The 6,721-nt window shown below is 70.6% G+C and carries 7 protein-coding genes; 3 read left to right on the top strand and 4 right to left on the bottom strand.

Features of this window, described 5'->3' with window-relative positions; all coding sequences use genetic code 11:
* Nucleotides 1–1,370: cytochrome P450 (locus HKK72_RS34115; protein ID WP_222721487.1), on the top strand; the 1,370-nt coding region annotated here is incomplete at its 5' end.
* Nucleotides 1,371–1,501: 131 nt separating this feature from the next.
* On the top strand, nucleotides 1,502–2,077 hold the full coding sequence (locus HKK72_RS34110) for an ATP-binding protein (protein ID WP_187238544.1): 576 nt from the start codon (nucleotides 1,502–1,504) through the stop codon (nucleotides 2,075–2,077).
* 142 nt (nucleotides 2,078–2,219) lie between these two features.
* Here HKK72_RS34110 and HKK72_RS34105 read toward each other — a convergent pair whose 3' ends face one another.
* Together HKK72_RS34105 and HKK72_RS34100 are read right to left on the bottom strand one after the other, a co-directional pair.
* Nucleotides 2,220–2,903, bottom strand: coding sequence for a response regulator (locus HKK72_RS34105; protein WP_187238543.1), 684 nt, complete (start codon nucleotides 2,901–2,903; stop codon nucleotides 2,220–2,222).
* Nucleotides 2,900–4,495, bottom strand: a complete 1,596-nt coding sequence (locus HKK72_RS34100) for a sensor histidine kinase (protein ID WP_187238542.1) — start codon at nucleotides 4,493–4,495, stop codon at nucleotides 2,900–2,902. Before HKK72_RS34100 ends, HKK72_RS34105 begins: the two co-directional genes overlap by 4 nt.
* On the opposite strand from HKK72_RS34100, the gene dctA reads away from it, so the two are divergent.
* Nucleotides 4,494–6,062, top strand: a complete 1,569-nt coding sequence (dctA, locus tag HKK72_RS34095) for a C4-dicarboxylate transporter DctA (protein WP_187238541.1) — start codon at nucleotides 4,494–4,496, stop codon at nucleotides 6,060–6,062. The genes HKK72_RS34100 and dctA overlap by 2 nt on opposite strands.
* A 100-nt stretch (nucleotides 6,063–6,162) precedes the next feature.
* Here dctA and HKK72_RS34090 read toward each other — a convergent pair whose 3' ends face one another.
* Both HKK72_RS34090 and HKK72_RS34085 read right to left on the bottom strand, forming a co-directional pair.
* Nucleotides 6,163–6,471, bottom strand: a complete 309-nt coding sequence (locus HKK72_RS34090; protein ID WP_187238540.1) for a type II toxin-antitoxin system PemK/MazF family toxin — start codon at nucleotides 6,469–6,471, stop codon at nucleotides 6,163–6,165.
* Nucleotides 6,468–6,721 (bottom strand): hypothetical protein (locus HKK72_RS34085; protein WP_187238539.1); only part of this gene is annotated, 254 nt, incomplete at its 5' end. The genes HKK72_RS34090 and HKK72_RS34085, both read right to left, overlap by 4 nt.

The following is a 6,721-nucleotide window of genomic DNA, read 5'->3' as shown; positions in this document are numbered from 1 at the left end:
CCACACAGCCGCTGACATCGATGACCGTGGCGCCATTGCTCACCCGGGACTACGACGCACGCCCCGCGCTCGTGTACGAGAGGCTGCGGAACCAGTACGGGACCGTCGCGCCGGTGGACCTGCTGGGAATGCCCGTCTGGCTCGCCCTCGGCTACACCGAGGTGCTGGAGATCCTCCGTAACGAACGGGGGATCTGGAGCAAGAGCCTGGACCGCTGGCGCGCCCGCGCCGAGGGACGGGTGCCGCAGGACTGGCCGCTGCTGCCCGCGCTCGAGGTCAACCATGTGATCTTCCAGGAGGGCCAGCGTCTCAGCGAGCTGCGCAACGCGTGGAGCGCGGCACTGCGGCCGTTCCAGGACCGCAGCCAGCCGCAGGCCCGGAGGCTGAAGGCAGCAGTCGCCAAACATGCCGACGATCTCATCAGCCTGCTGTCCGAGAGCGGCGGCCGGACCGGGTGGGCGGACCTGTCCGCGCAGTACACCCGGCCGCTGCCGTTGATGGTGGTCAACCATCTCCTCGGTTTCGAGAGCGCCCAGGGCGACAGCGTGCTCATGGACATGTGGCGGGTGCTCGACGCCGGCCCGGACTCGGCCGCGGCGCTGGAGCGCCTGCTCTCGGCCCTCAGTGAGCTGGCGGCCGCCAAGATGGCCCGTCCCGGCGAGGACTTCCCCTCGTACATGCTCGCCGCCCAGCCGGACCTCACCGTCGACGAGCTCTCGCGCGAGCTGATGATGCTGGTGGGCGTCACGGGCGACCACGTCGGCACCCTGATCTCCAACACCGTCGCCGAAGTGATCATCGGCAACGCCGGTGCCCGTGCCAGCCTGTCCGCCGGCCTGATCAGAGAGACGGTCAACCGGGTGGCGATGACCAACCCACCGATGGCCAACCTCACCTTCCGCTTCCCGACGGTGGACGTCCATCTCGGCGACTTCACGATCGCCGCCGGTGACCCGGTGATGCTGTCCGTGGCCTCCGCGCACGCGGATCCGGTCTTCGCCAGCAACATCAACCCCGACCCGCTGCTCAGCTCGCGCGCACATCTCGCCTGGGGCGCGGGGCCGCACCAGTGCCTGGCCCGCGAACTGGCCACCACGATCACCACGGTCGCCGTGAGCCGGCTGTTCGACCGGTTCATCCGGCTCGAGCTGACGCTGCCGGCCGATCAGCTGCCCTGGCGCTCCTCGCCCCTCATGCGGGGACTGCGGTCGCTGCCCGTGAACTTCGAGCTCGCCGACACGGCTCTTCCGAACCGGCCCGCCGGGCACCCGGTGGGCTCGCCGACGGCTTCGGAGTCCGTGCCGCCCGAGAAGAGCTCCCGCTCCGCGCTGTGGCGTTTTCTGCGCGGACTTCGACGTGGAAAGGGCTGACGCAGCCCTACAAGTACGTTCCTCTCACGCAACGGGAACTACGCGGGCAGGAGCTTCGTCTCCTTTCGCCGCCACATCGCCAGGGCCGATGATGAGAGATCACAACTTCGAGCCCGACGAGGTGTTCAGCGATGACGGCCGCCGAGGAGCTGCGCTACCCGGCCCGGTCACTGGTTCTCGTCGCGGGGCTGCCAGGCGCCGGGAAGAGCACCCTGCTGCTGCGGCTGTACCAACTCCAGGGTGACGAGACCGAGCCGGTCGTGGCCGGTGGCGTCCGCGTGATCGACTCGCGGCAGGCCCGCAACTGGTGGGCGCGCTATCTCGGGCCCATTCCGCCCCGGGTCCGGACGCCCCTCGTGCACGCCACCCATGTGTGGCGCATCTCGCGGGCGCTGCTGGGCGGCCATGCCGTCGTGGCCCACACGCGCGGCACGTGGCCGCACATCCTGCACGGCTTCGCCTGGCTGGCCCACCGCCGAGGCACCGATCTGCACCTCATCCTGCTCGACGTGGCTCCGACCATCGCGCGCGCGGGGCAGTTCTCACGCGGACGGGTCGTCACCGCGACCACCTTCGCCCGCCACTGCCGGCGCTGGCAGGTGCTCATCGAGCGCACCCGCGCAGGCGCCCTCCCGCCGGCCGCCAGCGTCACGGTGCTCGACCGGGCCGCCGCCGACCAGCTCGACGGCATCCACTTCGACACCTGAGAACCCGTTTCCGGTACTGGGCCCCGGTGACGCGGCCCGAGTGCATGAGCTGAGCGAAGATCACGTTACCGCTCTCGTGCACGGCGTCGGTGCCGTCCGGCCGCGTATCAGTGCGCATGGCAGAGCGCGAGACGCGCCCGCCTCACCCCCCGGCCGGGCGCCACTGGTAGCTGTGCTCGGGACGCCCGGCGCCCCCGTAGCGGGGCTGCCGGTCGGCGAGGCCCTGATCGGCGAGGTGTTCCAGGTAGCGGCGCGCGGTGACGCGCGAGATTCCCATCTGAGCGCCGACCTGGGCGGCCGACAGTTCACCGCCCACGTCGCGCAGCGTCTCGACGACCGAGCCGAGGGTGTCGGCGCTGAGCCCCTTGGGCAGGCCGGCGGCGCTGGTGCCGCGCAGAGCCGCCAGCGCCTGGTCGATCTCGTGCTGTGCCGCCGCCGGGCGCAGCGCGGCGAGGTGACGGTGGTAGTCGGCGTAGCGCTGGAGCTTGTCGCGGAACGAGGCGAAGGTGAACGGCTTGAGCAGGTACAGAACGACGCCCTGCGACACCGCGGCCCGTACGACGTGCAGGTCGCGGGCGGAGGTGACGGCGACGACGTCGGCCTCGTGCCCCTGTGCACGCATGACGCGGCACACCTCCAGGCCGCCCATGTCGGGCAGGTAGAAGTCGAGCAGCACCAGATCGACCTCGTGCGCCGCCAGGAACCTGAGCGCCTCGCCGCCCTGGTGCACCACCCCGACCGGCGTGAATCCGGGAACGCGCTCCACGTAGGCCCGGTGCGCGTCGGCGATGAGCGGATCATCCTCGACGACCAGGGTGCGGATCATTTGATCGCCTCCTCGGGAATGGGCAGCCGGACGGTGAAGACGGCCCCGGTGTCCCTGCCCACCTCGATGGCACCGTCGTAGCGGCGTACGACCTGGTGCACCAGCCCGAGCCCGAGGCCACGGCCCTGGAGCCGCTCGGTGGCCTTCGTCGACCAGCCGCGAGTGAAGGCGTCGTGGACCTTGGCCGGGTCGAGACCCGCTCCGGTGTCCGAGACGCGCACGACCAGGGCGCCGGTGTGCTCATGGACCGTGACGATGACTCGGCGCGGCGGCGGTGCCGCGAGCGCGGCCTCGATGGCGTTGTCGACGAGATTGCCGACCACCGTGACCAGGTCGCGCGGCTGCACGGCCGTACCCGCCATGGCCGTGTCGTCGGTGATGCTCAGCTCGACCCCGCGCTCGTTCGCCTGGGCGGCCTTGCCGAGCAGCAGCGCCGCGAGCACCGGCTCGCGCACCGCGCCCAGGAGACGGTCGGTCAGTTGCTGGGCGGTGGCGAGCTCGGCGGTGGCGAATCGCACCGCCTCGTCGGCGCGGCCGAGCTCGACCAACGTGATCACCGTGTGCAGCCGGTTGGCCGCCTCGTGGGCCTGGGCCCGCAGCGCCTCGGCGAAGCCGCGCATGGAGTCGAGCTCCCCGGTCAGCGCCTCGAGTTCGGTGTGGTCGCGCAGCGTGGTGACGGTGCCGAGGGACCGGCCGTCGCGGGTCGCCGGCAGCTGATCGACCACCAGCACCCGGTCGTCGGTCAGGTGGATTTCGTCGGTGACCGTACGTCCCGAGGCGAGCAGCTCGCGCAGCGGCCGCGGCACTTCGAGTCCTGCCGCAGGGCGGCCCTCCGCGCCCGGCGGCAGGTCGATCAGGCGTACGGCCTCGTCGTTGGCGAGCAGGAGCCGCCGGTCACGGTCGAGCACGAGGATCCCCTCGCGCACCGAGTGCAGCACCGCGTCATGGTGCTCGTACATCCGGGTGATCTCCTCGGGACCGAGGCCCAGCGTCTGCCGCCGCAGGCGGCGGCTCACGAGCAGGGCGCCGACCGCGGCGAGCGCGAAGCCGAGCGCGCTGACGCCGATGATGCCCGGTATCCGCCGGGCGAGTTGCTCCGACACCCGGGTCGTGGTGATGCCGATGGCGACCATTCCCCGCACCCGCCGATCCGGGCCGAAGACGGGGACGACGGCCCGGATGGAGGGCCCCAGCGTGCCGCGGTAGGTCTCGGTGAGGGGCCGGCCGGCCAGCGCGGGGCCCACATGGCCGATGAACGACCTGCCGATCTGCGCCGGGTCCGGATGGGAGTACCGCACCCGGCCGGTGCTCATGACCACGACGAAGTCGACGCCCGTGCCGCGCCGTATGGACTCCGCCAGCGGCTGTAGCCGCGACGCGGGATCGGGCGCTCGCAATGCGGCCACCACCTCGGGAGAGGCCGCGAAGGTCTGCGACACGTCGAGCACGCGACGGCGCGCGTCGGCCCGGGCGTCCAGCTGGGCGTCGACGAGCGCCAGCACCGTGCCCGCGGCCACCATCAGCCCCACCACCAGCACCTGGAGCAGGAACAGTTGCGTGGCGAGGCGAAGCCGGCGCAAACGGACGAACATGTTCATCAGTGTGCGGCATCCCGCACGCCGCCTTCGACGCACGCGGTCGGGCGAAGATCGCCACCTCCTCCGTGTGACCGTTATTTACGTAAGCGTGACTGCTCCTGTGATCGCCATCACTCTGAGGACCGATTCTTCCGGCCACGTGGCGAACGCCGCGCGCCGTGCCAGGTTCGAGGAGGAGAGCACTTTGGAAGCCGCTGAGCCCGTGCAGACAGCCCCCGAGCGGGTTCGAAACCCCTGGTACCGACAGTTGTACGTGTGGGTCCTCACCGCCATCGCGCTCGGCATCGCCGTGGGCGGGCTCTGGCCCTCGGTGGGCGTCGACCTCGAACCGCTCGGGACGACCTTCGTCAACGCCATCAAGATGGTCATCACCCCGATCATCTTCCTCACCGTCGTCTCGGGCATCGCGGGCGTCGAGGACCTGCGCCGGGTCGGCCGCGTCGGGCTGAAGGCCCTCATCTACTTCGAGGCCGTGACGACGGTCGCCCTGGCGCTCGGCCTCATCGCCGTCAACGTCTTCCGGCCGGGTGCGGGCGTGCACGCCGACCCCGGCACCCTGGAGGTCACCGGCAAGGCGGCCACCTACATCCAGGAGGGCGAGACCCAGAGCTGGTGGCACTTCCTCACCGACCTGGTGCCTGACAGCATCGTGGGCGCCTTCGCCGAGGGCGACGTGCTGCAAGTGCTGTTCTTCGCCGTCCTGTTCGGCGTCGCCGTCAAGGCCATCGGGCCCGTCGGCATACCCGTCGCGCGAGGGGTCAACAACCTCAGCGCCGTCATCTTCAGGGTGCTGCGCTACGTCATGTACGCGGCCCCCATCGGCGCGTTCGGCGCCATGGCCTTCACCGTCGGAAAGTACGGCCTTTCGACGCTGACCAGCCTGGGCAAGCTGATCGGCCTGTTCTACGGCACCTCGATCTTCTTCGTGATCGTCGTGCTGGGCGGCATCGCGGCGGTCAACAAGATCAACATGTTCAAGCTGCTGCGCTACCTCCGCGAGGAGTTGCTCGTCGTGCTCGGCACCTCCTCGTCCGAGACGGTGCTGCCGCAGCTCATGCGCAAGCTCGAGAACCTGGGCGCGCCCCGGCAGATCGTCGGGCTCACCGTGCCGACCGGGTACTCCTTCAACCTCGACGGCACGTCCATCTACCTCACGCTCGCGGCCGTCTACGTCGCCCAGGCGACCGACGTGAGCCTGTCGCTGGGTGCGCAACTCGGCCTGCTGGCGGTCCTGCTGCTGACCTCCAAGGGCGCCGCCGGCGTGACCGGGTCGGGCTTCATCGTGCTGGCCGCGACGCTGTCGACCGTCGGCACGATCCCGGTCGCCGGCATCATGTTGATCTTCGGCATCGACAAGTTCATGTCGGAGTGCCGCGCGATCATCAATGTCTGCGGCAACAGCCTCGCCTCCCTCGTGGTGGCCCGGTGGGAGGGCGTCCTCGATCACGATCGGGCCCGCCGCGTGCTGAACGGCGAGCCGGTCCCGCCGCTCGAGACCGAGGAAGACGCCGGGCCGCAGTTGGTCGGGGCCGCTCCCGTGCCCGTCGGCGCGGGCAAGTAGCCCCTTCCGCCCGGACACCGGGCGGACGCGCCGATCCAGGTGATCGCTTGATGACGGCCGAGGCCCGAGGAACGACCCTTGGGCCTCGGCCGTGCCCTGGTCAGAGATCGAACACGGCGCGCAATGCGACGTCGACACGCTCCATCACGTCGCTGCCGACCTTGCCGAGGCGTTCCAGCGAAGCGTCCTCTCGGCGCACCGGGTAGACGCCGGGGCAGAGCGCGACTCCGGCGTGGGGATCCTTGGGGAGGGTCACGGTGACCAGGGTGTCGCGAGCGGTGCCGGGATCGAAGATCGGCACGACCTGCACCGTGGGATAGAACTTCGCGAGGGCGTCGGAACCGACGACCAGCACCACATGCTCACGGCGCAGCGGACCCTTGATCCGCCAGATCTCACCACGCCTCACTTGGCGGCCTCTCCGCTGTCGCCCTCGGAGATCGCGGTCTGCTCGGCCTGCATGTCCGCCAACCATTCGTCGTGAGCCAGCCGGAAGGCCGGATTGGTCTCCAGATCCTCCGCCAGGCAGTCCATCGCCTCGTGCACGAGCTGGGCCCGCAGCGCTCGCGTGACGTAGGCGGAGAGGTTCCCGCCGGCGCTCTCCCGAACCGGGCCCAGCACCTCGGCGGGCACCGTCACGGTGATCTTCTCCGACGCCA

The organism is Actinomadura sp. HBU206391, assembly GCF_014323665.1.
Lineage (GTDB): Bacteria > Actinomycetota > Actinomycetes > Streptosporangiales > Streptosporangiaceae > Actinomadura_C.
This window is presented reverse-complemented; position numbering and strand designations above follow the sequence as displayed.